General features: G+C 31.7%; 1 protein-coding gene. It reads right to left on the minus strand.

Translation table 11 applies throughout. The features are described 5' to 3' along the window. Positions 1–13 precede the first annotated feature (13 nt). Positions 14–2,180, minus strand: a 2,167-nt coding sequence (locus tag AJ881_RS07985) for an autotransporter outer membrane beta-barrel domain-containing protein (RefSeq protein ID WP_261660248.1), incomplete at its 5' end; no start/stop codon positions are given.

Genomic DNA, 2,180 nt, shown 5'->3' on the forward strand with positions numbered 1-2,180 from the left:
ATCTTTTATAAGATTACCAAAGATAATTAAACTGAGCAAATCCTGTATGGGTATTGCCATCTTTATCAAACATTCCATTATAGTTTAAACTAAAATAGAAAGCTTCATTAACAGGAACGATAAAAGAAGTGCTTACAAATTTTTGTACTCTTGGTAAATCAAACTCATCACTTACTTTTATATTACCAAATCTAGCCTCAGCTTCTACTTTAGGATTGATATTAAACTTAGCTCCAAGTTCTACTGAAGTTTTTAAATTAGGCAACCAATCTCTAAACCAAGTAAAGCTTGTTTTAGTAGAGAAAAGATTTAAATAGTTTGCATAGGTTCTTTCTCCACCTTTAACTGTTGCTTGTCCTATAGTGTCTTTCATAGAAAAAGCTTCAGTATAGCCTCCTTCATAAGCAAGACCTATTTCAGGAGAGAATATATCTTTATTAGAAATAAAATTCATACCTAAGGCTGTATTGACTCCATAAGCATAAGAATTAGGTTCAGCTTTAGCTTCATTATTTCCTATTTTTTTAGTTAAATCATTTTTAATCAAAGCAGCTTTACCTTGAGCTTTGATATAAACTTCTTGACCTTTTTCTGTAGTAAATAAGGTATTAAAGTATTTTAAACCTGCATAATAGGTTCTATTATTAATATCAAAATAAGTTGAACCCATTCTTGTATCTTCATAACCTGCATACACGCCATATATTCCACTGTCTTTTAAAGTAGAATAACCTATAATGGTTCCTTTAGTGTGTCCTTTGCTTTCTTCATTTAAAGAAAGTTCAACATTCTGTGAAGAAGCATAAGGAAGGATGAATAAAGAATGTTCTTTATTAGAACCATAGCTTCCATTATTTAAATCACTCTTTATATAATCACTTGCATCTGCATATAAATTACCCTTTTCAGACATAGCAATGCTTTGAGACTTACTTGAAGAAGCTAAAGCAAAGCTTTGCATAGAATTACCCATAACATTGTCTATAAAGGTAGATCTTCTTGAAGTAGTAGAGATTAAAGATCTAAAGGTTGCTCCAGATATGGAAGCACTAAGATCAAACCTTTTATGAACTTTTCCTGTTATTGGATCATAGATTAAATCAATTTCCCCGCTACCATTGGTTCCTATATTGCCAATATTATCTGGTTTTACCCCTGAGATGATATCATTTATATCTCCTATTCCATCTAGATCAGCATTGCCTTGATCAACGGTTATATTATCTACTTTTACATTATCCGTATTGCTTCCACCTACAACTATAGTGTCTAATTTACCCGTATCTTTATCTGTAGTAACAAGCCAATCTTCTATGACTATGCTACCAGATCCGCTGTTAACTAAATGATTACCACTATTATCTTTATCTATGGTTCCTTGGTTATTAACAAAGATGGTTCCACTACCTTCATTTTTAATACCACTTGTAATAGTCGCATCAGAATCATTTTTTAAACTTAAATTATTATTACTTCTATTGAAGATATTACCATAAATAATTCCATTGTCAGTATTTAAAATACCACTTCCTTTTGCAGAAGCAATAAGACCTTCATTTTCAATAGTGATTCCGTATTCTTGTTTTTCTTGTCCTTCTTTTCCAATGGTTCCAGTATTTATAATACCCCCATTACCACCTTGGATAGTTCCAGATACATTGATGCTAGTATTTACTTGCTTACCACCGCCTATATAAATACCTGCATTACCACCTTCTAATCTACCCCCTTCTTTAACTTCAATACCTTCACCCTCAATACCATTTTTACTTCCATCTATATGGATTGCATCATTGCCTGCTTTAATAACACCACCTTCTTCTATAGTGATTTTACCAATATTAACGGGCTTTTTATTTGTATCAAATGCATAAAAAGTTATACCATTGTTGCCTGCTTCTATAGTTCCTTTATTTGTAAGGGTTTCTATCTTGTTGCCATCACCTATGAAGATAGCATTGCCGTTTTGATTTTTGATTAGACCTGTGTTTTCAAAATTTTTAATAGTGGAGCTTGAAGTTCTCCAACTTTGAATGAATACTGCTCCTGATAATTGTTTGGCTCCAGATGTTCCTTCTATAGTACCAGTGTTTTTAAAATTATCTATAGTAGTACTTGATATATTTATACCTACTCTTCCTGAAAGAATACCTGAGTTATCAAAATTTGTTATAGTAGAA

Origin of the sequence: Campylobacter sp. BCW_6460 (assembly GCF_001762705.1) — a bacterium.
Lineage (GTDB): Bacteria > Campylobacterota > Campylobacteria > Campylobacterales > Campylobacteraceae > Campylobacter_D > Campylobacter_D jejuni.